The following is a 23,041-nucleotide window of genomic DNA, read 5'->3' as shown; positions in this document are numbered from 1 at the left end:
GTCAACAGTCAACAGTCAACAGTCAACAGTCAACAGTCAACAGTCAACAGTCAACAGTCAACAGTCAACAGTCAACATCATTCCGGTGTTACCGGAAATGATATCATCCCTACTCTCAAAATCCTTACCAACAAACAGCAAATTAAATGTCTGGAATTGGTCGCATTCATTCAATCGAAACATTTGGTACTGTAGACGGCCCCGGAATCCGGTTTATCGTCTTCACCCAAGGCTGTCCGTTACGCTGTCTTTACTGTCACAATCCCGACTGTCGCAATTCCCACGATGGTAAAGAAGTAACAGTCGATTATTTAATCGAACAAATTACAAAATGTAAATCTTACCTGCGGAAAGGAGGCGTTACAGTCAGCGGCGGCGAACCGTTGATGCAGCCGGATTTTGTCAGAGAAATCTTTACCCGCTGTCATCAAATGGGCTTGCATACAGCCCTGGACACATCAGGCTTCTGTGTTTTAGAAGTTGCTAAACCGGTGCTAGAAATGGCAGATTTGGTTTTATTGGACATTAAATCCTACATTCCCGAACTGTATTACAAAGTCACCAACGTTTCGATCGAGCCTACTTTAGCAATGGCAAAATATCTCAGCGAAATTGGCAAACCGACGTGGATTCGATTTGTTCTCGTTCCTCACCTCACCGATCACATCGAAAACGTAGAAAAACTAGCGGAGTTTATTGCCAATCTGAACAATGTGGAAAAAGTAGAAGTATTACCATTTCATAAAATGGGAGAATACAAATGGGAACAATTAAAATTTGATTACGAACTCAAGGATACACCTCCCGCTTCACCGGAACTCGTGCAACAAACTGTTGATATTTTTCGCAGTCGCGGGCTAAATGCGATCGGAGCTAGCGGTATATAATAATTAAAAGACCGCGTTCACCAAAAAATTGGGTCTGAAGCCCCGTCCTTTTAGGACGGCTTTCCCTTAACCTTGAGGCTCCTGATTAATTCTCTCTAAGTACATCAGTTTTAGTTCTAGCTACAGCTTTGCAATGTTCTTCAATAATTGCAAATTCAGATTCCTGAATCCGAAAAAATAAACGTTTATTCAGGAAGTTTTTCGAGTTTTTGCTGTATGATTATATGACAACAAAGAGGATGACTCATGTTGGGCTGTCAACAAAATTTAATTCGAGTTGATTCAGATATTCAAGCTATTATTGAATACCTGTGTTCTGAATCTGCAAAACTTTCTAATTGTGGGACTTACTATGCCCGCCAGCTATACTTTAAAACTGGTAAAATCCCAAACCGTGCTCAGTTGCACAAAGTTTTGGGGACGGAAAACCGAAACCGACACTATCAAGCGTTCTACTCTGATACTGCTCAACAAATTCTGACGGGCGTAGCAGAGTCTTTTAAGTCATTTATGGGATTACTAAAGGCTTTTAAAAATGGCGTAATTACGGAACGTCCGAAGCTACCGAAATATCGTCAAGGCGGAATGGCACTTGTGACATTTACAGGTAGGTCGGTAAAACTCAACGACGGAATGTTGAGATTCCCTTTGGGTAGCAAGGTTAAAGCGTGGTTCGGTCTAGATGCGTTTTTCCTTCCGATGCCTTCTAATCTTGATTTCAAAGCGATTCGGGAATATCGCATACTTCCCCGGAACGGCTGTTTCTACCTAGAGTTTGTCTACACAACGACCAATGTCCAGGCAGATATAGACCCTGCTAAGTGCTTAATGATCGACCACGGCGTAGATAACTGGTTAACTTGCGTGAGCAATGTCGGTACAAGTTTTATCGTCGATGGCAAGCTTTTAAAGTCGCTTAACCAGGGATACAACAGACGAGTTGCATTTCTCATGAAGGGAAAAGTTAATGGCTATTGGTCTAAAAGGCTTGCCAGCTTGACCGAAAGACGGAATCGTCAGATGCGAGATGCCGTTAACAAGGCAGCAAGGAAGGTAATTAAGCACTGCTTGAAAAATCGGATAGGAACGGTTGTATTCGGTTGGAATAAGGGACAAAAAAATTCTGCCAACATGGGAAGCAAAACTAATCAAAAGTTTGTGCAAATCCCTACGGGCAGACTGAAAGATAGAATTGCTCAACTCTGTGAGCAGTATGGCTTGAGGTTCGTTGAAACGGAAGAATCTTATTCGTCAAAAGCTTCTTTTGTTGATCGTGATTTGCTACCTACTTTCGGCGAAAAACCCGAAGGGTGGCTTCCAATTGGCACGCGGATTAAACGTGGTTTGTACCGAACGGCGCAAGGCTGGCTAATTAATGCAGATTGCAATGCTTGTGGCAACATTGGTAGAAAAGTAGCGGTGATGCTTGGACTTGATCTAAGCGGAATCAGTAGAGGCGAGTTGTCAGCGCCTTTAAGACTTAAATTATGGTCTTAAGAATCCCCATGCCTTCAGGCTGGGGAGTGTCAAAAGTCACCCACAATCTTGAAATGATCTGCGTTCATCAGCAGGTTCCCTACCAATCAAAGATTGAGGCAATAATTTTCCCGAAATAAACATCAGTAAAAACAACATGAAAGTTACCAATTTAGAAGAATTAGAAGTCCTAATTCAAAAAGTGAAAGCAGCCCAAGCTGAATTTGCCACCTACACTCAAGAACAAGTCGATCGCATATTCAAGCAAGCAGCTTTAGCCGCTAATGCCGCCCGCATTCCCTTAGCCAAGGCAGCAGTCAAAGAATCGGGAATGGGAGTCATCGAAGATAAGGCAATCAAAAATCATTTTGCCTCGGAAATGATTTACAACAAATACAAAAACGACAAGACTTGCGGTATCATCGAGTCCGATCGGCATTTTGGCTACGAACGCATTGCCGAACCCGTGGGAGTGCTGGCGGGAATCGTTCCTGTAACTAACCCGACTTCCACCACCATCTTTAAGTCTTTAATCGTGCTCAAGACGAGAAATGGCATTATATTTTCGCCCCATCCCCGCGCCAAATCCTGCACGGCTGCGGCGGCAAAAATCATCCTCGATGCTGCAGTAGCCGCAGGAGCACCACCGGATATTATTGGGTGGATTGATGAGCCCACTGTGCCGCTTTCCCAAGCTTTGATGCAGCACCGCGATATCAAACTAATTTTGGCAACTGGCGGGCCGGGAATGGTAAAAGCTGCCTACTCTTCAGGGCATCCGTCCCTCGGTGTCGGCGCGGGAAATACTCCCGCCATCATCGATGAAACCGCCCACATCCAAATGGCTGTCAGCTCAATTTTGCTGAGCAAAACTTTCGACAACGGCACGATTTGTGCTTCGGAACAATCGGTGGTTGTTGTGGATGAGGTGTACGATGCAGTGCAACTGGAATTCATCAAGCGCGGTGCTTATTTCCTCAATGCTGAAGAACGGGAAAAAGTGCGGCAGGTAATCTTAATTGATGGTCGCTTGAATGCCGAAATTGTCGGACAATCGGTGCAAAAAGTGGCGCAGATTGCTGGTTTTACAGTGCCGTCAAACATCAGGGTTTTGATTGGAGAAGTTGAGGGGGTAGGTAAAGAAGAACCCTTTGCTTGTGAAAAACTTTCGCCGATTCTCGCCATGTATCGCGCCAAGGACTTTACTGAAGCAGTAGACAAAGCTGAAGCGCTGATAATTTTTGGCGGACACGGACATACTTCTGTACTCTACACGGCTCCGCACAATCAGAAGCACATTCGTTATTTTGAAAGCAAACTAGAGACTTCGCGGGTGCTGATTAATACGCCTTCTTCTCAAGGTGCGATCGGCGATTTGTACAATTTCCGCCTCGATCCCTCCCTTACCCTCGGTTGTGGTAGCTGGGGCGATAATTCGATTTCTGTCAACGTGACACCCCATCACCTGCTGAATATCAAAACCGTAGCAGAACGGCGCGAGAATATGCTCTGGTTCCGCATTCCTCCCAAGATTTATTTTAAGTCGGGTTGTCTTCCTGTAGCTTTGAGGGATCTTGCAGGTAAGAAACGTGCTTTGATCGTGACGGATAAACCTTTGTTTGAATTGGGATTGACTAAGGAAGTCACAGATAGTTTGGAAGAAATCGGCATCGATCACTACACATTTTACGATGTGGAACCCGATCCTTCGCTTGCTACTGTTCGCAAAGGTTTAGAAATCTGCAATAGTTTCCATCCAGATGCGATTATTGCCTTTGGTGGTGGCTCGCCGATGGATGCTGCTAAAGTAATGTGGCTGATGTATGAGCATCCAGAAATTGAGTTTGAAGGATTGGCGATGCGGTTTATGGATATCCGCAAGCGGGTATACGAACTGCCGCCTTTGGGTTCAAAGGCAACTATGGTGGCAATTCCAACTACTTCGGGAACGGGTTCGGAAGTCACGCCTTTTGCGGTTGTTACGGATGAACGATCGGGGATTAAGTATCCGCTTGCAGATTATGCTCTGACTCCGAATATGGCGATCGTCGATCCAGAACTTACGCTGAATATGCCCCGAAAACTGACTGCTTACGGTGGCATTGATGCGCTAACCCACGCTTTAGAAGCTTATGTTTCTGTGTTGGCTTCTGAGTATACAAATGGTTTGGCTTTAGAATCGATTCGTTTGCTGTTTAAATACCTGCCCAGCGCTTACAAAAATGGTGCTAACGATCCGAAAGCGCGGGAGAAAGTACATTATGCTGCTACGATGGCCGGGATGGCATTTGCCAACTCTTTTCTGGGGGTTTGTCACTCAGTGGCTCACCAATTAGGTGCAACTTGCCACGTCCCTCACGGTTTAGCGAATGCGCTGATGATTTCTCACGTAATTCGCTACAATGCAACGGATGTTCCGTTCAAGCAAGCGATTTTTTCTCAAAACAAGTATCCTAACAGCAAGTGGCGTTATGCTCGAATTGCGGACTATCTGAATTTGGGCGGCGATACAGAAGATGAGAAAGTTGAGAAGTTGATCGAAGCGGTGGAAGCTCTCAAGCGTGAGGTAGAGCTTCCTAGCACGATTCAGGAGGCGATCGCCAGTCAGGGAATGAGCGATGATTTCTTTTTTGCTCGCGTTGAGGAAATGGCCGATCGTGCTTTTGACGATCAGTGTACCGGAGCGAACCCCCGCTATCCGCTGATTGAAGATTTAAAGCAACTTCTGGTGCAAGCCTACTCTCACAGCGGCGACACTTCTGAGGTCGATCGAGTGTTAACTGTAGTTTAATCGGCGCGGTGCAAGAGATTTCTCCTCAAAAGCCTGTCAATGGGGGGCAGGATGCTTAACCCGATGGGTGTCAACTTAACGTCAAACCCAGTCACAGAATGTTGTTTGACGATTAGGGCCAGATCCCCCCTAGCCCCCCTTAAAAAGGGGGGAACAAGAGTCCGATCTTTCGTCCCCCTTTTTTAGGGGGATTTAGGGGGATCTAGACTCAGATAAAAGCGATATTTATCAAGGGTTTTAGGCGATTGTTGACACTAATGACCTAACCCCTACTCCCCACAAGACTTTCTGGAGAAATCTAACGCCGGGCCCGGCGCTGAAAATAAACCCCGAAGCGGATCAAAATACCAAGTAGAGGTTGATGAAAAAGTGTGAAATTGTGTTATGATGTTACAGGTAACTATTTTACGACTTCTGTAGTTTCAGTGGCTGTTCGCGCGATGACCTCTTCACCAACCATAGCACCCGTTCGATCGAGTCAAGTTACCCGCAAACCTTATCCCAACTATCGGGTAATAGTCCTCAACGACGATTTCAACACATTCCAGCACGTTGTGGAATGTTTGACCAAATACATTCCAGGGATGACAAGCGATCAAGCTTGGAAACTCGCCAACCAAATCCACCACGAAGGCCAGGCCACCGTCTGGGTTGGCCCACAAGAGCAAGCAGAACTTTATCATATGCAATTGAGCCGTGCTGGACTGACAATGGCTCCGCTAGAGTCTACTTAAAAAGTGTCTAGAGGGCCGAAAGTTCGATCGATTTTCGGTAATTCATCTGAAATTGAACGGAGATTGGGATTTAAGAGGCGATCGTAATTTTGCCAATCATCCCCGCCTCTGTATGTCCGGCTACCGTACAGCGCAGGTTGTAGGTTCCCGATTTCATCGGCACAAACACCCATTCTGCCATAGCGCCCGGTTTAAGTTCCAATTCGTGAATCGCTCCTTTAATTTCCACTTTCCCAGCTTCAACTTTTTGAGTCCAACTCGCATCAGCAAAGCTTTTAGCAGTAAAATAATGTTTCTGCGAACTGGGATTTTTTAGAACTAATTTATAGCGCTTGCCCGATTCAAATTCTAGCAAATTGGGAAAGAATTTGAGTTCCCCAGCTTCGTTACCCAAACTAACAGTAATTTCGGTGACAGGTTGGCGAGACAAATCACCGGCAGCCCTAGCAATTGCCGCCGGCATCAAGATTGTGCTCAAACATAAAATTAGTCCCAAAATAACCTTGAAAGTTTTTTGTAACCCCTGGCTGCGGTAGAATTTACCTAATTGCAAACCGAGTAAATTGATCGTGGCTGTTCTGACCACTGTTAACTATTAACTGACAACTGACAACTGACAACTGACAACTGACTACTGACTAATGACAACTGACAACTGACAACTGACTACTGACTACTGACTAATGACTAATGACTACTGACTAATGACTTAATTCGATCGCCAAACTTCATCCCAAGGCCCGCCCCCAACTTCCAAACCCGATAAAGAACTTTGAGCCTCTAAGATAATTCTAGAACGCTGCTTGCCATTTTTTTCCACATTTCCCCCCAACAACTCTCGCAGTTGCAAGCGCAATTCGCCGTGCGTCGTATCCCGGCAGCAAAAAGCCAGACCTTTTTCTGTAGGAGCTCGCAGATAAGTACCAGGACTGTTTGTAGTGCCAATTAACTCAACTTCAAACTGACTGTTTCTCGCCTGCATTTTCCAGCTTCCCCAAGGTTCAATAGTCCAACTAACTTGTGAATTCCAAGGCACAAATTCGTAAAATTTGCCTCGGTAATGCAGACAAATCATTGCTACCGATTCCATCCACCACAGCACGCCCCGCTTGCCGCCGCCAGCAGTTAAAGCTAAATCCTTTTCGCCTTGAAAACAATTGCAATTAACCCAAAACCACTTTTGCGGAAAAGCACCGCCCCAGTTTTTTTCGCTGTAAGCAGGAGCATCTTTAAATTCGTAGCGTTCGTCATTCCAATCGATCCAGCCCGTGGCTAAACCGTGAGCCATTAAAATTTGCCATCCCGGTTCAAATATGGGTAGAAAAGATACCATTCCCGCCGTAGATTTCTGGATTTCCTCAGAGTTTCCCCAGCCATAAATAGGTTTAATTTCGTACTGCCAAAAACAGTGGCTGCCGCTTCCCGGATCGTGCAAATAACCTTGATTCAAAGTAGCAGTAGCTTGATAGCCTTCTTCGACGCGGCTGTCGAATACTTGCGGATCTAAATATTGGGGTTTAATTTGTAAATCTGTTCGGCCCCAATGTCCGAAAGCCAAGCCTTCTCGGTGCGCCCAAAACTTATTTACATCGGGCAAGGTGCGGCACAAATAGCTATCTTTCGGGCCGAGAATTTGAGCTGCACCGCCACTGTAAGGTTGACCGCCTCTGGGGTCTTCGATGGAATACATGAATGCAAAGGATTGTCCGTGAATCGGTAATGTTATTCGGTAGTACCAGCCTTCAAAAAAGCGGCGGGAACTGCCGTCCCAGTGGTAGCCACTGTGGGGAGTTTCAATAGTTTTGAGTTTTGAGAGTGAATTTGACATAGAATTACCAATAGCATGACAGGGAATTCACGGATAACTGTTTCTTCCTTCTTCCTTCTTCCTTCTTCCTTCTTCCTTCTTCCTTCTTCCTTCTTCCTTCTTCCTTCTTCCTTCTTCCTTCCTTTATGTCTTTAGCACTTTGGCGATCGCCCCTAGCTCGCGCGCTCCACCGCAACCGGAGTCTTGCTTTTGCCCGCTACTTGCAACTAGCAACGGTTCGGGCTACCGGGCGTCCGGCCAACCGCACTGTGGTGTTTCGAGGCTTTTTAGCAGATACTAATCAGTTAAAGTTTATTACAGATATTCGCAGTCAAAAGGCAGAGGAGATTAATCTCTATCCTTGGGGGGAAATTTGCTGGTATTTCCCGAAAACTCGCGAACAATTTCGGATTGCTGGAAAGCTAGTTTTGGTAGGGGCAGATTATCCAGAGGCCCAGTTGTGTTCATCGCGGTGCACAACTTGGCAGGAGCTGTCTGAGGCGGCTAGAGCACAGTTTGCTTGGCCGCATCCGGGGGATGACAAAGCCGAGGCTAGTGCTTTTGATTCTGCTTCCCCAAATGCGATCGAGCCGCTACCTAATTTTTGCTTGCTGTTGTTGGAACCGGAAACGGTGGATTTGTTGGAGTTGCGGGGGGAACCGCAAAATCGATCGCTTTATCGGCGCGACGGGGAGGGAAATTGGTCTGTGCGATCGGTTAATCCTTGAAAAAGAAGTCATTAGTCAGTAGTCATTAGTCAGTAGTCATTAGTCAGTAGTCATTAGTTATTAGTCATCACTTAACAGTTAACATTCACCAATGCCCAATGCCCTGTTTGGCCAATGCCCTGTTTGGCCAATGCTCTGTTTGGCCAATGCCCTATTCAAATTTTAGATGCCGCTGCCGTCGAAAAATTCTTGAATTGCTTTATCTTTTAACTTGCAGCTAGGGGTTGTAACTAGCTGTGTTTTTTCGGCTAAGGCTACATTGCTGGCTTGGTTTAAAGCTTCTGATACTGAGTGGAAATTGTGGGAATTGGGATCAGAAGTTAAGGAGACAGATGCTTGAGGAAGCAAACTTTTTACTTGCTGTTCGAGGGATTCGATACGATCGAGCAAAGAGCGAATTACCACAGCTTCGGAATCCGGCAAACTGCCGTGTTCTAGGGGATTGACGCGCACTCCCGATCGATAGACGATGCGGCCGGGAATCCCTACCACTGTGCAGTCAGATGGTACGTCGCGGAGCACGACGGAACCGGCGCCGATGCGGACGTTATTGCCAATTTGCAGATTGCCGAGTACCTTGGCGCCGGCACCGAAAACTACGTTTTCGCCGACGGTAGGGTGACGTTTGCCACTTTCCTTGCCAGTACCGCCAAGGGTGACACCTTGGTAAATTAGGGCAAAATCGCCGATAATCGCTGTTTCGCCGATCACAACCCCCATACCGTGGTCGATGAATACGCTTTTGCCGATGGTTGCCCCTGGGTGGATTTCAATTCCGGTCAAAAAACGAGCCAGGTGGGAAATCAAGCGGGGGATGAAGGGAAGCCCCAACACATAAAGCCAGTGTGCGAAACGGTGCAGCACTAGGGCCTGAAGACCGGGGTAGCAAAACAAAACTTCCAGCCAGTTGCGAGCGGCAGGGTCGCGATCGAAAATTATACTGAAGTCAGCTATAAGAGTCTTTAGCACTTTCGGAGTTACCTATTTTGGTTAAACACGCCACTTTCGATTTTACATTTTACTGGATGGCGGAAGTGAGCGGTCGATCGGGAGATTGGGTAGTGGGAGATTAAGAGAGTGGGAGATTGGGGAAATTGGGGCATGGGGCATTGGGAATTGGGCATGGGGCATGGGCAATTGCTAATTCTTCCTACTAACTACTGACTACTGACTACTGACTACTGACTACTGACTACTGACTACTGACTACTGACTACTGACTATTCCTGTACTGAGATTGTATAGTTAGACTTGACTCCGGGTTCGAGAGTACCTACCCAAATCCTGTAAGACCCTGCTTGCCACTCAGAATCAAGTATGGCAGCATCTTTATTCTGACCTATATCGTCTCCGCAGCGCACCGCATTACCGGGGCCTTGTACGAGTAAGGTTGTGTCCTTGCCTCCGCTGTTGACTTGGAGTGTGAGTTTTGAAAATTTTTGCTGCAAGACTATGATGTGGTCGGGAGTTGGGGTGGCAAAACCCAAACATTTGTTTTTGTGGCGATCGGCGTTGGCTATGGCAGATAGAGAGTACGATCCGCCTGTGGAACCTCTCAAAACTGCTGTTGGGGCTGCAAAACCTCGCGATAAAGTTAAAGTGCCGAAATTGGCTGTTTCTGCTAAAACTGGTAGGGCGGCGATCGCCGCGATCGCACCCAAGAGCGCACCGTTTTTGAAATTGGCTCCCTGATTAAACAACATGGCAATACTCCAGGCGTCAGAACTTAAAATCACAACTCAGAATTTACCCATCGCAGCCCCTAGAATCCAAACTTGGGAGGAAGAATAATTTTTTTTAAATTAGTTCAAAACCTCCTCGCTTCTCTTCCTTATGTCTATCAGGACAATCCCTGTACGATCGCGCTCGCTTGTGCCACTCGGATTTCTGCCACAGGCGATCGACTCATGTCCGAAATTGTACGGTGCCACGATGATAAATTTGATACTGCTAGCGTTGCTGTTGGCGATCGGTTCCCTATTGACACAGGCCTTGGTATTGTTACCTATAGGTCTATCTGGCTGGCTTCACCTCCCTAATTGGCTGAGCCTGGCCTTGATTTTGCTGGCTATTTCTTGGTGCTTGGGGGATTAGTCAGCAGTCATGAGTTATTAGTGATTAGTCAAAAGTTAACGATCAATTATTCGGCTTCCCCCAATGGTCAAGGCCCGATTGGGCCCGGTTTGATGATGTATACTTCACAATTGACAATCAGAAACCTAAAATCTAGGATTTGACATCTACCTATAGAATGATGCAACGACAAGTTTATTCAATCTCAGCATTTCACTCTTCTGACAAAACCCTGGGGGAAACTCCTAAAAAACAGGATCGTCCGATACACCGGGCGCTCGTGTTCATGCTGGTGGCAACAGGTTTGCTGGGCCTGCACGCTAGTCGGCTGGTGGAATTGCAACTGATACAAGGGAAGCAACACCGGGAACGAGCCGAAAACAATCGGGTTCGCCTAGTGCCCATGCCTGCGAATCGCGGACACATTATCGATCGCAAAGGCAAGTTGCTAGCGGCAAACAATTTAGCTCGATCGGTATATTTGTGGCCGAAAGAACAAACGCCGGAACAGTGGAAAGCGACCGCAGAAAAGTTGAGTCCGCTGGTTAAAATCCCGGTCGAAGAAATTTTAAAAAAAATAAAAGAGGTCGATCCTCAATCCTATAGACCGGTGCGGCTCAAGCAAGCAATGCCGCCAGAGGTGTTTGTGCCACTAGCAGAAGAGGTGGGACAAATGCGGGGAGTGGAAGTGCGGCCAGAAGCGAACCGCTACTATCCCGAAGGCAGTTTGGCGGCTCACGTTATCGGATATATCGGCGAAGCTACCGCAGCAGACTTGGAAGCTCATCCCGAATATCCGATGGGGATGATTGTCGGTCAAATGGGCATAGAAGCGAGCTCTAACCAGAAGATTGCCGGAGTTTGGGGCGATCGGCTGATCGAGGTAAATTCCCAAAATCAAGAATTGCGGCTGATGGGAGAGACACCGCCCAAACCCGGTGAGGCGGTGCAGCTAACCATAGACTTGTCCATGCAAAAAGCAGCCGAAAAAGCCCTGGGGAACCGCCGGGGAGCCGTAGTGGCGTTGGATGTCAAAACCGGGGCGGTATTAGTTATGGCCAGCCACCCGACTTTTGACCCCAATCTGTTTACGCGAAAAATCACTAAGGATGAGTGGAAAACTCTTCAACAAGAGGAAAATCCATTTTTGAATCGGGCCACGCAAGGCTATCCCCCCGGCAGTACCTTTAAAATTGTGACTTCCGTCGCGGGCCTGGAGTCGGGCAAATTTTCGCCGGACTCAATTCTGGGTACTTCGTCTTACATTACTGTGGGGGGAATTGATTTTAACGAACACAGTGGCGGTTTCGGCGACATCGGCTTTCGGGATGCTTTGGCTTTCAGCAGCAATACATTTTTTTATCAAGTGGGGATTAGTACCGGGCCGGAGCCAATTTCTAAGTGGGGACACCGCCTGGGAATTGGCAAGGATACGGATTTGAATCTTTTGGGGCTAGGCGGTGGCGATTACGGTCAAATCCCGACGCCGGAGGAGAAGGAGAAACTTTATAAAGAACCTTGGTATGCGGGTGATACGGTAACGATGTCGATCGGGCAGGGGTTGGTGTTGATGACTCCTTTGGAGGGGGCGGTGATGGTGAGTTCGATCGCGAATGGGGGCTATCGCGTGAAGCCTCATCTTTTGACTTCTATGACCGGCACAGCGGAGACTCAACGGGTACATACGGGGATGAAACCTTCAACAGTTCAGGTGATTAAGGAAGGACTGATCGCGGTAGTTGCCGAGGGTACTGGACAGGGATTGAATGACGGTTCGATTCCGCTGACAGCGGGCAAAACAGGGACTTCGGAGGTCATCGGACAGGAGGATCACTCTTTGTATGTGGCCTTCGGGCCTGCCCAGAAGCCGGAAATTGCGATCGCCGTGGTTGTGGAAAATGGCGGTTATGGTTCAGTTGCAGCAGCCCCGATCGCCAAAGAGGTATTTCAAGCTTATTTTGGGCCACAGAAAAAGGTGAAGCAGCCAGTAGTTATTAGTCCTTAGTTATGGGGAATTGGGCATTGGGCATTGGGAATTGGGCATAGTTTCTTCCTTCTTCCTTCTTCCTTCTTCCTTCTTCCTTCTTCCTTCTTCCTTCTTCCTTCTTCCTTCTTCCTAACTAATTGAGCCGCATAAATATAGTAGCTTTGCGAATTCCTGTTATTTCTCCCGTACTGGTGACAGTGAGCGATCGCAAGTGGTCGAACAATGGTCTTGCCGAAAGTTCAATTAACCTCAACAGCGGGATTTGTTTTTCCCAAATTGCCCTGCTGGAGGGCCAGTCTAAATAAAAATAGCCGTCGTTAGATGGCGGTAGCGGTTCAATGCTGGTTTGAAAATCTTGATTGGCAACTAAAGAGCCTGTTTTTGCTGCTTCTAGTGCTGCGTCCATTGCTTCTACTGAAGTGGTGAAAATTTCGTATTTGCCGACGGTAGCTCGGACTCCTTTTGCCTCGGTTTCGATCGCACTTTTTCTATTATTTTCTTTACCATAATTGGGGTTCGTTGTCAACTGCGTCCAAGCGGTAATTTTCTGGTTTCTGAGAGTGAAGCTGCCGATGCTGTATTCTTTGCTGCGGGCAATTTCATCGAGTTTGTCGAGATCCTTTTGGGAATCAGCAGATTTTTCGGCGGCAAAAATCCAATCGGCACTATTTGACGAATTCGGAAGCACTGCTAAAGCGTATTCTCCTTGTACCCAGCCAAATATATCCTGCGGCAGGTTGACGCCCCAAAGTTGTTGAATATCTGCCAGAGTGCGATCGACTAAATTTGAGACTTCAGCGTTAGTGGAAACCGCCGATGACAAATCAGCCCAAAAATTCCTTAAGTCGGTGCTGGCGACCGCGAAAGGACTCGCTGAGGGAATGTATTGCAAGGCTTGCACAGGTTCGGAGAGTGTGGGAGAAGCTGTGTTTTCTCGCGATGTCACTAAAGCAGTTTGAGCCAGCAATCCCCGTCGGTTGACTCCGACAGCAACTGCGAGGGAATTAAGAGAAACTTGGGGATTTTGCTCGGTTGCTGATTGCGGGAGATTGACAAATGCTAAAGCGATTCTGCCTTGAGTTAGCTGCTGCAAAGCTTTTTGATATTCCGGGGTATTGTCGAGATTTAGGTTGGCTGATTCAACGTTATTAATTGCATCTCGAATCACAATTGGGCTATTGGAAAATAAAACAAAACTTTGGTTATTCCCATAATTTAAATTACCGCCGATGGCTGCTGTTGCGAAGCTGGATGGCAACTTGGAAGTCGGCAGAGAAAACGGGTTAAAAGGCGAAAGCGAAGCCGATTTTTTATTGGCTATTGATGCTTGTTTATAATTAATTTTCACGCCTTTATATATTTCCGACTGCACTGTTTTATCGCCACGAGATTGTTGGCGCCAGTAGGAGTCGAGAAATTTTTGGCTGCGATCGACCTTTTGGGAGGAAACGGCCAGCAAAAACCCGGCTTGTTGGCCGTTGCTGCTGTCGCCATCGAAATCAGGGTTTGTGACGGCGAGGGTAATTTCGTCACCTATCCAAGGTTGGATATCTCGACTGTAATCCAGACCTGTATTGGCGAGGAAACTTTTTTTGATTTGCTCAAATTCTGCGTGCGATCGACTTCTTTCTTCGGGAGTGGCAAAAACTTGTCGCAATGCTTCGAGGCGATCGGGATTTACCAGCATTGAAGCTAACAAAGGTGCTTGTTTCGAGACAAACACAGCCGCAGCCGGAGTAGTTGTCGGCCCGCCAGCGAGCAAATTCAGGGGAGTGTGAGTTGTCAGCCAGTAAAAACCACCGGCACTCAAGCCTAAGAGTGCCAAGACGCCAGCAATGAGGAAAGAAAAGAACGATCGCAACTTCATACAACAAGGACTAATGACCACAGTCTATTATTAACTATAGCCTTTCTCAGTAAATGAGGTGCTCGTAGGGCATAGGGCATAGGGCATAGGGCATAGGGCATAGGACTTGCCCCCATACCTCACCACGCTTGAGAACCGCTATAGAGTAGCGCATAACCGTGGCTATCGGCAGATACTTTTTGTGCGGTTCGCAAAAAAAAAAGGCTAAAATAAAATATTCTCAATATCTAAAACCAAGTAAAATGCTAACAATATCAACGCCCCCCGAACAGCGAATTTTACTCCCCAATATCAGTTGGCACTTATATGAAAATCTCCTAGGGGAACTGGGCAACAAACGTTCCACCAGAATTGCTTATCATCAAGGTCAATTAGAAATTATGGTGCCACTACCCGAACATGAAAATCGCAACAGGCTGATCGATCGCTTAATTGTAACTCTCATAGAAGAACTCAATCTTGAGTACAACCCCTTTGGCTCGATGACTATAAAAAAACGCAAAAAAGCAGCGGGTAAAGAACCAGATTCATGCTATTATATCCAGAATGAAGCACTGGTCAGAGGGAGAACCGAATTAGACTTTGCTCAAGATCCGCCGCCCGATTTAGCACTGGAAATTGATATTACCAGCAGTTCCTTAAATCAATTCGATTTATATGCAGATTTAGGCGTACCAGAAATTTGGCGGTACGACGGACGAAGCATCAAGTTTTATCAATTGCAAAATGGCGAATATGCGGAGTGCAATTTTTCCCGGGCTTTCCCGATGCTACCGACTGCAAAAGTTGACGAATTTATCGATCGCTGTCAAACTACAGGCGCAACCGCAGCAGTGCGAGAATTCCGGGAATGGGTAAAAAATCAGTAATTGTGTAGTCTACCACCGCACTCCTCGCGCATCGGAAAAATCTGCATCTAGAACCGCCCCCGGATCGAAAACAGCATCAGTTAAATCAGCTTTTCTAAACGACGTTACCGACAACTTTTCTATTTCTTCAACAGCAATAAAAAAGCCGATCGCAGTTAACCCAAGAATTACCCCAGAAACCAAAAACAAGACAATTCCCCTGAGAGTATCTCCGCCCAAAAATGTCACAATACCGCTAGCCCCGATCGCAGCAGCAGCCCCAGCCACAGCCCCCGCCACAATTCCAGCCTCGCACCGAGTCGCAGCAATCGCCGTCGCAGCGGTTCCAGCCACAGCCACAGCCCCCGCATCCGCCCCGGCTATCAGTCCAGTCAAAGCCCCAGCCGCCGTCACTGTCACCGCTGTCACCCCAGCCCTAGCAATCAAATTTCTCACCCGCCTGCGGCTTTGTCCGGTTCTGACACCCTGAAAATTTGCCCCCCTCAAAATCGCCCCGGTGAAATTGCAGCCTCGAATGTCGCAACCGCTGAAATTCGCCCCTGACAAGTCAAGCCCTTTAAAAGAACGGTTCCGCAAGTTTTGGTTAGCAAAATTGAGATTTCGAGGTTGAGTCATTCGATTTTAGATTTTAGATTTTAGATTTTAGATTAACCAACCAAAGGGGTGGGATTATAGATTTTAGATTATAGATTTTAGATTAAGCAACCACAGGGCATTTAAAATAAAGCCTGTGGTTTATAACGAGTTTCCATGTCTCCCATCTCCGAATCCCCATTTTCCCCCGAACAAATTGCCGGTGAAAGACTCACACCTGAAGAATATGAAGAAATCGTTCAGCGTCTTGGCCGCCATCCTAATAAAGCTGAATTGGGAATGTTCGGCGTCATGTGGAGCGAACACTGCTGTTACAAAAATTCGCGGCCACTATTAAAACAGTTTCCCACAGAGGGCGATCGAATTCTCGTCGGGCCTGGAGAAAATGCCGGCGTCGTAGACTTGGGAGACGGCTTGCAACTCGCCTTCAAAATTGAATCGCACAACCACCCGTCAGCAGTCGAACCTTTCCAAGGTGCAGCAACCGGTGTCGGCGGGATTCTCCGCGATATCTTTACAATGGGTGCTCGCCCGATCGCACTTTTAAATTCCCTGCGTTTCGGCAACTTAGACGATGCTAAAACTCAGAGATTGTTCAAAGGCGTAGTATCGGGAATTTCCCATTATGGAAATTGCATCGGAGTACCCACAGTTGGCGGCGAAGTTTATTTCGATCCTGCTTATTCCGGCAACCCATTAGTTAACGTCATGGCCTTGGGTTTAATGGAAACTCAAGAAATCGTCAAATCCGGGGCATCCGGCATCGGAAATCCGGTGCTTTACGTCGGTTCAACTACTGGCAGAGATGGCATGGGAGGAGCAAGTTTTGCCAGTGCCGAATTGACCGACAAATCAATGGACGATCGCCCCGCAGTCCAAGTAGGAGATCCATTTTTAGAAAAATCCTTAATTGAAGCTTGTTTAGAAGCATTCAAAACCGGTGCAGTCGTCGCCGCCCAAGACATGGGTGCCGCCGGAATCACCTGTTCCACATCAGAAATGGCAGCCAAAGGCGGCGTCGGCATTGAATTCGATTTAGACAAAGTTCCCGTTCGAGAAAGCGGTATGGTTCCCTACGAATACCTGCTTTCGGAATCCCAAGAACGGATGTTGTTTGTTGCCCAAAAAGGACGCGAACAGGAATTAATCGATATTTTCCACAGATGGGGATTGCACGCGGTTGTAGCGGGTACAGTGATTGAAGAGCCGATCGTCCGAATTCTCTTTAAAGGCGAAATCGCTGCCGAAATTACCGCAACTGCTTTGGCAGATAACACACCAATTTATCACCGAGAATTGTTGACAGAGCCGCCCGAATATGCTAAAAAAGCATGGGAATGGACGGCGGATTCCCTGCCACAATCCACAGTTAAAGGTATCGAAATTAACGGCATTTTCCAAACTTGGAATCAGATTTTGCTGACGCTTTTAGATACTCCCACCATCGCTTCTAAACGCTGGGTTTATCGCCAATACGACCATCAAGTGCAAAACAATACTGTTGTTTTACCGGGAGGCGCTGATGCTGCGGTTGTCAGATTGCGTCCGCTAGAACCCTGCCACTCTTCCCTTGCTAACGGGCTGGCAGAACCCCCCCAACCCCCCCTTGCTAAGGGGGGGCTAAAGAGAGAAGATGCTGTTTCTGAAGTTTCTGAAAGCAAACAGGAAGAAGAGGTAATTCCTCTATTTACAAAGGCACAAGGTAGGGAAACTCCCAAACTTTCTCCGCCCCTTAGTAAGAAGGAAGTGCCGCAGCAGGGGGTTATTCCCGGAGTTGCTGCAACGGTTGATTGCAATTCTCGTTATGTTTATCTCGATCCTTATGAAGGTGCAAAAGCAGTCGTAGCGGAAGCAGCGAGAAATTTAAGTTGTGTGGGTGCGGAACCTCTCGCAGTTACTGATAATTTGAATTTTGGCAGTCCCGAAAAGCCGATCGGATATTGGCAGTTAGCGTCAGCTTGTCGCGGGATTGCTGATGCTTGTCGGGAGTTGGGAACGCCTGTTACTGGCGGCAATGTTTCTCTTTACAATGAAACGGTTGATGCTGAGGGGAATCCTCAACCAATTTATCCGACTCCGGTAATCGGAATGGTGGGGTTAATTCCCGATTTGACGAGGCTTGCTGGTCAAGCTTGGCTAAAGAAAGGTGATTTAATTTATGTGCTGGGAATGGGGCGGCACGACACGGATGATGACACGGATACACGGATGGATTTGGGTGAATCTTCGCTATCTGAAAATTCCCAAGCGCACGACACGGATGATGACACGGATACAGGCATGGATTTGGGTGAATCTTCGCTATCTGAAAGCTCAAAAATCGAAACTTCTCCTACTTTGGGAGGTTCGGAATATTTAGCGGCAATTCACGGGATTGTAGCTGGGAAACCGCCAAAGATAGATTTTGAGTTGGAAAGAAAAGTGCAATCGGTTTGTCGCGATGGAATTCGCCAAGGTTGGGTATGTTCGGCCCATGATTGTGCAGAAGGTGGAATTGCGATCGCCCTGGCGGAATCTTGTATTTCTGCTAAAATGGGTGCGGAAATACATCTCAGTTTCAATTCGGAAAATGTCGGCCGCTGGGATGAAATTTTGTTTGGTGAAATGGGCAACTGCATTGTAGTTTCAGTCGCACCGAAAAATCAAGAAATTTGGGAAGCTTACCTGCAAGAACATTTGACCAAAATGTGGCACAAAATTGGTTTAGTTTGCTGTGCTGAATCACCTTTGCGGGTTGTGAGTGCTGACAATCAAGTGTTAATTGAGGTGGCGATGGGTGAGATGGGCGATCGATTCTATAATGCGATCGAGCGTCGGATTGCATCTGCCTAATCAGCCCTAGGGGGCCCGTCGCATCGACAATCTGTCAACCAAATCGACAATCCCGCAGCGACGCACCCTACAAATTAGCCGTAGGGTGCGTCGCCCGCAGCAATCTGCAAACCAAATCGACAATCTCATAGCGACGCACAATACAAAAATTTCTACAAATCGCCCTTTCCGGAAACTCTCAGAAAAATTTGTCAAAATAGAGAAAATCCCCAGCATTCCCCAAACCCATGAATCACACCTCTGACAGTAATTCCCCGTTAGACGATTTCATGCAATCCCTAAGCCTCGATGCCCATCAACCACACAACATCGAACATTCCCACAACAACTTACACGACAGCAGCCAAATCCAAAACCTAAACCATCTAGGAATATCAGACATCACCCACAGCGATTGGACTGATACTTCCCACAATTTCAGCCAGCAACATCCCCAAAGCGACTGGACTCACAGCAACGATATTCACCACACAGACAATCAGTGGCAAAATCCCGAAAGCGGATTCGCAACCGAAATGTCAGCAACTAACAGCGATTGGGCCGATACTTCCCACAATTTCAACCAGCAACATTACCAAAGCGACTGGACTCACAGCCACGATATTCACCACCAAGATACTCACCAACACAATTCCGAAACCGGATTTGCATCGGCCACAAATCATCACGACAACCACACAAATGCAGCGCCCCACGTCGTCAATTCCTCCTATTCTAATTCAGGAGACGGCCCATTCATTCACATAGACCGCAGTGGCGACGTGCACCTACACAAACTCGACGGAACCACACAAGTAGTCGGTCACGTACACGGACGAGATTTCTACAACTCAGCCAGCGAACATATCGGATATCTTAGTAAAAACGGACACATTTGTCGGTGGGCCGATGACACATCCGTAGGACGAGTAGAATCAGGGCACATTTATCGAGAAAACGGCAAAGAAGTCGGTCGGGCCGATACCGATTTAGAAGGTGCAGCCCATATGCTATTTGCCGTTCGTGGCGGGACTTATTAGTGCCTAATCTCCAGAAACCGGGTTTTTCGCAAAATCTACGACTCAAACCCCAAATCTCGAAAAAACCCGGTTTCTCAGCCCCGTGAATAACTCCCAATTCACCTACCAAAAGAAATACAAAAATGACAAAAGCATTACCCGGAAAAAAAGGATTGCTAGCCAAAACGGGCGACTTCTTCAAAGCCGCATTCATGCCCGCAGTTTATAGCGCAGACCGCATTTCCGAAACCCAAGCCAGAAACACAGACATAACAATACAAACCAACAAAGAAATCGAAGCAAGCAGGCAAGAACTCCGAATCCAAGAACTTAAATTACAAGAATTTCAGCGACAAGCAAACCTGCAATTTCAAGTCGAAGAAGGCAATCTCAACCGCTCCTTACAATCAGAACTAGCAAGACTCAACCGCGAATCCCAAACCCAAGAAGGAATGCTAAACCGTCAAATGCAAGAACAACTTGCAAAAATAAACCGCGAATTTCAAGCCAACGAAGGCAAACTCAATCGCGAACACCAAATCCAACTAGAAATATTTAGAGCCGAACTCCAAAAATGGTGCATCCAACAGCAAAAAGAACTGCAACTGCACCTCAAAAACCTCGACGCTCAACTCGCCCGCGAACTCCGAATTTATGACCGACAAAGTAGCATCGAAGTAATTCAAGAACAGAAAAGACAAAACAACTCCCCCATTTGGCTAGTCGCCCAAGATATTGTGAACTCCAATCCCGCTCAAAACCCGATTCCCCTGCGAGTTTTTCTCTCCCCTCCCAGCCTGCAATTTGACCGTTCCGGCGATAGCAACGATGCGGCCAAAGGCTTTCCAGACATGGAAAAATTTCTGGGAATTTACCTGCAACAATTCTTTGAAAAATATTCCGCCCAAAAAAGGCCAGTTGAATTTTTATCTGGTGCTTGGACAAGCAAATTCTTTCACAGTCAAGCAGCCACAAAAACCATGTTTCACGGCTTAAAAACCGAGCCGACATTAATTTTAGAATCCGTTGCTGAAGGCGATATTTTTAACCTCAACTTTGGTTATTGGGGTTTAAATTGGGCAACTTATCGCTACAAATCCCCGATTCCCATGCTACCTTGGCGCGAGGTACTTTTTGACTTCGCTAAAGAGCGGGCATTGCAGTGGCAAACTCAGCGACAAGCCTACATTGCTGAGGGCAATAGCGGTGAAGAATTTGATGAACTTTATGGTACTGAAGCTGTTAATAGTTTCTTGCACAACCTCAAAATCATTGAAAGAGAAAAAAAGTGCGAAGCAATCGGAACAGATCCCACAGACATCCCGCGTCCCTACAGCATTCACAAGAAAGATTATGAAAGATTTCAGCAATTTATCGGTGTTTGTCACTGTTTGATTGCCGGATTGCTAGCCGATGAATACTTTTTACTCCACGTCTCCTCAGAAGTGCGACAGCGGCCTCTATTGCCTCAGTTATTACCTAACTTGTTGCGAGATATGCCCTCGGAGGAACAGGCACACTTAGTAGAAATAGCGATTAATTTCTACGAAATGTTGTATAATATTATTGGCGAATCAGAATCAGCATGGATTCCCGAACTGAAGTTAGATTTAGCTGAAGGTTTGCTCGATTTGCCCGATAAGCGTTGGGCGGCTGCACAAATTTTTGAGTCGGTGAAAGCTTGGCTGCAATTGCGCGGTTTGTCGGTACCGGAAGGAAACAAGGAAATCTTAGATGCCTTCGATGCAGTTTTGACAATCGATGATTTGAAATATGTGGGAAAACTGAATAGCGGTTTGGTGGCTGTGGGCAAAACTCGCCAATTTAGCGTGATTGAATCTTGCTACAACCGAGCTATGGCGCGCTGCAAACAGGAAAACTATGCAGCGGCGATTGTCGATTTCAATCAAGTTCTGCAACTTAATGCTAATTTTGCTAAGGCTAATTTCAATCGGGGATTGGCCTATGCAAAATTAGAGCAGTATCGAGCTGCGATTGAAGATTACACCCAATATTTACGACTGGACTCCAACAATCCTGATGCTTGGAACAATCGAGGTAATGCTTATTATAAGTTGGGAGAATACGAGCAGGCAATTGCTGATTACAATCAAGCCTTAAATCTTAATCCAAATTTGTCGGGTGTCGCACACAACCGCGATGTGGCTCAAGGTGTTTGGGATGAGAAAAAACGGCTGCGGCGAGAAGAAGAAGAAAAACAGCAGCTTCGGGCTGAACAAGAACGTCAGCGGAAATTAGCAGAAGAACAAAAACGCCAACGCCTCGTTGAACAAGAACGTCAGCGGAAATTAGCAGAAGAACAAAAACGTCGGGCCGAAGAGGAATCTAAGGGGAAAGAATTTCAGTTCGAGATTGTTACTGTTAACAATCGAGGTCAAGAAGTTAGTCGCAAACCGGGGAAATCTTATCAGAAAGTTGCAGATTTGGGCAATGGGGTAAATTTGGAAATGGTTTATATCCCCGGTGGTAGCTTCCCGATGGGTTCATCTGAAAGTAGTTCGGAACAACCAGTGCATCAAGTAACTGTGCAACCTTTTTATCTGGGCAAATATCCGATTACTCAAGCACAGTGGGAAACGGTGATGGGAAATAACCCATCTAATTTCAAAGGTGCGAAACGTCCTGTGGAAAATGTTAACTGGGATCAGGCTGTGGAATTCTGCCAGAAACTTTCTGAAAAAACAGGGAAGACTTATCGTTTACCTGCGGAAGCGGAATGGGAATATGCTTGTCGCGCGGGAACTACAACGCCTTTCTATTTTGGTGACACCATTACGCCGGATTTAGTTAATTATGATGGCAATCATCCCTACGGTGGTGCGCCGAAGGGACTTTATCGTCAACAAACAACGGATGTGGGGAGTTTTCCGCCGAATTCGTTTGGTTTATATGATATGCACGGCAATGTTTGGGAATGGTGCAGCGATAAATGGCACGATAATTATAACGGCGCACCGACTGACGGAAGTTCTTGGGAAACTGGAACAGATAATAACCGGGTGCTGCGTGGCGGTTCCTGGACCCCTATGCGGTCAATTGCCGTTGTGCCTATCGTAACTGGTATTCGGCGGGCAATCGTCTCTCGGGCATCGGTTTTCGCGTAGCTCTGGTTTCCGCGTAGTCTCCGGTTTTTGGTTCTGTGCTGTAGTCTCCCGCGAGGACTCTTCTTTTCTCTTTTGCCCTTTTGCTCTTTTCCCTCTTGATTCTTTACCCTCTTGGGCGCGTCAGCGCCCTTTAAATTTTTTTTGGGGAAAATGAGGGATGGGGTGAATCAGAACAAGGTTACGCACAAGGACTAAAGAAACCGGGTTTTTCCGCAAAATCTAAGGTTTGAACCAAATATTTTGGCAAAAACCCGGTTTCTGATTATCGCACGA

The 23,041-nt window shown here is 46.8% G+C and carries 18 protein-coding genes; 11 read left to right on the top strand and 7 right to left on the bottom strand.

The window, feature by feature from the left end; genetic code table 11:
* From QUB35_RS28155 to clpS, 5 genes are all read left to right on the top strand, one after another.
* Positions 1–195, top strand: a 195-nt coding sequence (locus QUB35_RS28155; protein WP_333144934.1) for a hypothetical protein, incomplete at its 5' end; no start/stop codon positions are given.
* Positions 147–887 (top strand): pyruvate formate-lyase-activating protein, encoded by a 741-nt coding sequence (pflA, locus tag QUB35_RS28150; protein WP_333144933.1) that lies wholly within the window; start codon positions 147–149, stop codon positions 885–887. The genes QUB35_RS28155 and pflA, both read left to right, overlap by 49 nt.
* Before the next feature lie 246 nt (positions 888–1,133).
* Positions 1,134–2,384, top strand: a complete 1,251-nt coding sequence (locus QUB35_RS28145; protein WP_333144932.1) for a transposase — start codon at positions 1,134–1,136, stop codon at positions 2,382–2,384.
* Positions 2,385–2,520: 136 nt separating this feature from the next.
* On the top strand, positions 2,521–5,154 hold the full coding sequence (gene adhE / locus QUB35_RS28140; protein ID WP_333144931.1) for a bifunctional acetaldehyde-CoA/alcohol dehydrogenase: 2,634 nt from the start codon (positions 2,521–2,523) through the stop codon (positions 5,152–5,154).
* Between the two features lie 440 nt (positions 5,155–5,594).
* A complete protein-coding gene (gene clpS, locus QUB35_RS28135) occupies positions 5,595–5,888 on the top strand; it encodes an ATP-dependent Clp protease adapter ClpS (protein WP_006633998.1) in 294 nt (97 codons plus the stop codon).
* A 70-nt stretch (positions 5,889–5,958) separates the two neighbouring features.
* On the opposite strand, the gene QUB35_RS28130 is transcribed toward clpS, so the two are convergent.
* A complete protein-coding gene (locus QUB35_RS28130; protein ID WP_445252074.1) occupies positions 5,959–6,474 on the bottom strand; it encodes a plastocyanin/azurin family copper-binding protein in 516 nt (171 codons plus the stop codon).
* A 123-nt stretch (positions 6,475–6,597) separates the two neighbouring features.
* On the bottom strand, positions 6,598–7,716 hold the full coding sequence (locus QUB35_RS28125; RefSeq protein WP_333144930.1) for a tocopherol cyclase family protein: 1,119 nt from the start codon (positions 7,714–7,716) through the stop codon (positions 6,598–6,600).
* A gap of 125 nt (positions 7,717–7,841) precedes the next feature.
* Between QUB35_RS28125 and QUB35_RS28120 the strand changes: the two genes are divergently transcribed.
* The gene (locus QUB35_RS28120) at positions 7,842–8,423 is read left to right on the top strand and encodes an Npun_F5749 family FMN-dependent PPOX-type flavoprotein (protein WP_333144929.1); all 582 of its coding nucleotides are present in this window, start codon (positions 7,842–7,844) and stop codon (positions 8,421–8,423) included.
* Positions 8,424–8,585: 162 nt separating this feature from the next.
* Here the strand turns inward: QUB35_RS28120 and cysE are convergent, their stop codons facing one another.
* The 3 genes from cysE to QUB35_RS28105 form a co-directional block, all read right to left on the bottom strand.
* Complete coding sequence (cysE, locus tag QUB35_RS28115; RefSeq protein WP_333144928.1) at positions 8,586–9,392, bottom strand: serine O-acetyltransferase; 807 nt, start codon at positions 9,390–9,392, stop codon at positions 8,586–8,588.
* 251 nt (positions 9,393–9,643) lie between these two features.
* Positions 9,644–10,159: a hypothetical protein gene (locus tag QUB35_RS28110; RefSeq protein WP_333144926.1), complete on the bottom strand. Its 516-nt coding sequence runs from the start codon at positions 10,157–10,159 to the stop codon at positions 9,644–9,646.
* 104 nt (positions 10,160–10,263) lie between these two features.
* Positions 10,264–10,410: a hypothetical protein gene (locus tag QUB35_RS28105; protein ID WP_333144925.1), complete on the bottom strand. Its 147-nt coding sequence runs from the start codon at positions 10,408–10,410 to the stop codon at positions 10,264–10,266.
* A 264-nt stretch (positions 10,411–10,674) separates the two neighbouring features.
* Here QUB35_RS28105 and mrdA point away from each other — a divergent pair, with 264 nt between their 5' ends.
* The gene (gene mrdA, locus QUB35_RS28100; protein ID WP_333144924.1) at positions 10,675–12,501 is read left to right on the top strand and encodes a penicillin-binding protein 2; all 1,827 of its coding nucleotides are present in this window, start codon (positions 10,675–10,677) and stop codon (positions 12,499–12,501) included.
* A 115-nt stretch (positions 12,502–12,616) separates the two neighbouring features.
* Here mrdA and QUB35_RS28095 read toward each other — a convergent pair whose 3' ends face one another.
* A complete protein-coding gene (locus QUB35_RS28095) occupies positions 12,617–14,371 on the bottom strand; it encodes a DUF3352 domain-containing protein (RefSeq protein ID WP_333144923.1) in 1,755 nt (584 codons plus the stop codon).
* Positions 14,372–14,592: 221 nt separating this feature from the next.
* On the opposite strand from QUB35_RS28095, the gene QUB35_RS28090 reads away from it, so the two are divergent.
* Positions 14,593–15,219: a Uma2 family endonuclease gene (locus QUB35_RS28090; RefSeq protein ID WP_333144922.1), complete on the top strand. Its 627-nt coding sequence runs from the start codon at positions 14,593–14,595 to the stop codon at positions 15,217–15,219.
* Positions 15,220–15,228: 9 nt separating this feature from the next.
* Here QUB35_RS28090 and QUB35_RS28085 read toward each other — a convergent pair whose 3' ends face one another.
* Positions 15,229–15,834 carry a pentapeptide repeat-containing protein gene (locus QUB35_RS28085; protein WP_333144921.1) on the bottom strand — a complete coding sequence of 202 codons (606 nt, stop codon included), beginning with the start codon at positions 15,832–15,834 and terminating at the stop codon, positions 15,229–15,231.
* A gap of 135 nt (positions 15,835–15,969) precedes the next feature.
* Here QUB35_RS28085 and purL point away from each other — a divergent pair, with 135 nt between their 5' ends.
* The 3 genes from purL (at position 15,970) to QUB35_RS28070 (ending at position 22,768) form a co-directional block, all read left to right on the top strand.
* Positions 15,970–18,645: a phosphoribosylformylglycinamidine synthase subunit PurL gene (purL, locus tag QUB35_RS28080; protein WP_333144920.1), complete on the top strand. Its 2,676-nt coding sequence runs from the start codon at positions 15,970–15,972 to the stop codon at positions 18,643–18,645.
* Positions 18,646–18,872: 227 nt separating this feature from the next.
* A complete protein-coding gene (locus tag QUB35_RS28075; RefSeq protein WP_333144919.1) occupies positions 18,873–19,664 on the top strand; it encodes a hypothetical protein in 792 nt (263 codons plus the stop codon).
* A 122-nt stretch (positions 19,665–19,786) separates the two neighbouring features.
* Positions 19,787–22,768: an SUMF1/EgtB/PvdO family nonheme iron enzyme gene (locus QUB35_RS28070; protein ID WP_445252075.1), complete on the top strand. Its 2,982-nt coding sequence runs from the start codon at positions 19,787–19,789 to the stop codon at positions 22,766–22,768.
* The last annotated feature ends 273 nt before the right edge of the window (positions 22,769–23,041 follow it).

This window comes from Microcoleus sp. B13-B6, from assembly GCF_036705405.1.
Taxonomy (GTDB): Bacteria; Cyanobacteriota; Cyanobacteriia; order Cyanobacteriales; family Microcoleaceae; genus Microcoleus.
This window is presented reverse-complemented; position numbering and strand designations above follow the sequence as displayed.

Bases quoted from the DNA above. Each gene is read 5' to 3' on its own strand.
- pflA (WP_333144933.1), top strand. From the start codon at position 147: ATGTCTGGAATTGGTCGCATTCATTCAATCGAAACATTTGGTACTGTA.
- QUB35_RS28145 (WP_333144932.1), top strand. From the start codon at position 1,134: ATGTTGGGCTGTCAACAAAATTTAATTCGAGTTGATTCAGATATTCAA.
- adhE (WP_333144931.1), top strand. From the start codon at position 2,521: ATGAAAGTTACCAATTTAGAAGAATTAGAAGTCCTAATTCAAAAAGTG.
- clpS (WP_006633998.1), top strand. From the start codon at position 5,595: ATGACCTCTTCACCAACCATAGCACCCGTTCGATCGAGTCAAGTTACC.
- QUB35_RS28125 (WP_333144930.1), bottom strand. From the start codon at position 7,716: ATGTCAAATTCACTCTCAAAACTCAAAACTATTGAAACTCCCCACAGT.
- QUB35_RS28120 (WP_333144929.1), top strand. From the start codon at position 7,842: ATGTCTTTAGCACTTTGGCGATCGCCCCTAGCTCGCGCGCTCCACCGC.
- mrdA (WP_333144924.1), top strand. From the start codon at position 10,675: ATGATGCAACGACAAGTTTATTCAATCTCAGCATTTCACTCTTCTGAC.
- QUB35_RS28090 (WP_333144922.1), top strand. From the start codon at position 14,593: ATGCTAACAATATCAACGCCCCCCGAACAGCGAATTTTACTCCCCAAT.
- QUB35_RS28085 (WP_333144921.1), bottom strand. From the start codon at position 15,834: ATGACTCAACCTCGAAATCTCAATTTTGCTAACCAAAACTTGCGGAAC.
- purL (WP_333144920.1), top strand. From the start codon at position 15,970: ATGTCTCCCATCTCCGAATCCCCATTTTCCCCCGAACAAATTGCCGGT.
- QUB35_RS28075 (WP_333144919.1), top strand. From the start codon at position 18,873: ATGAATCACACCTCTGACAGTAATTCCCCGTTAGACGATTTCATGCAA.
- QUB35_RS28070 (WP_445252075.1), top strand. From the start codon at position 19,787: ATGACAAAAGCATTACCCGGAAAAAAAGGATTGCTAGCCAAAACGGGC.